Origin of the sequence: Ornithinibacillus gellani (genome assembly GCF_003730295.1) — a bacterium.
Classification (GTDB): Bacteria; Bacillota; Bacilli; order Bacillales; family Amphibacillaceae; genus Ornithinibacillus_A; species Ornithinibacillus_A gellani.
The window spans coordinates 1-556 of record NZ_QTSZ01000006.1; the positions used below are offsets into that span (position 1 = coordinate 1).

The 556-nt window shown below is 45.0% G+C and carries 1 rRNA gene; it reads right to left on the reverse strand.

Going from position 1 to position 556, the window contains the following annotated elements:
* Positions 1 to 492 precede the first annotated feature (492 nt).
* A 16S ribosomal RNA gene (locus tag DX933_RS01425) occupies positions 493 to 556 on the reverse strand; the annotation flags it as partial.

Sequence of the window (556 nt, forward strand, 5' to 3'; positions counted from 1 at the left end):
AGGCATATCGGTGTTAGTCCCGTCCTTCTTCGGCTCCTAGTACCAAGGCATCCACCGTGCGCTCTTCTTCACTTAACTATCTCTCATGAATAAGCATTGTAAATAAAACAAGCTTCTACAATTGCTTTCGCAATGTATCCACTTTTTTGGTTTGATGTCGTTGTTACGCTTATTTGGTTTTCAAGGTACAAGCTTCCACAGGATGTGGTGACTTCTGTGTTCGTCACAGGACGTGACGGACCTTAGCAGAAGATCCTTTAGAGAGATTTACTCCCTCGTTTTAGAGAGATTTGCTCTCTCAAAACTGAACCAAACAACACAGTATGTTCATGAATCGTACCACGTAAGTGGTTGGTATTCATGTTCCGTTATCATAGTCTAGCTCCAGCGACCAGCAACTAGCGGACTTCGAATTCCTTCCTACGATAAGTCAGGACTTCTCCAGTCCGTACGTTGCTAAACGGCCGCTTCCGCCTTCTATTATATCCTTAGAAAGGAGGTGATCCAGCCGCACCTTCCGATACGGCTACCTTGTTACGACTTCACCCCAATCATT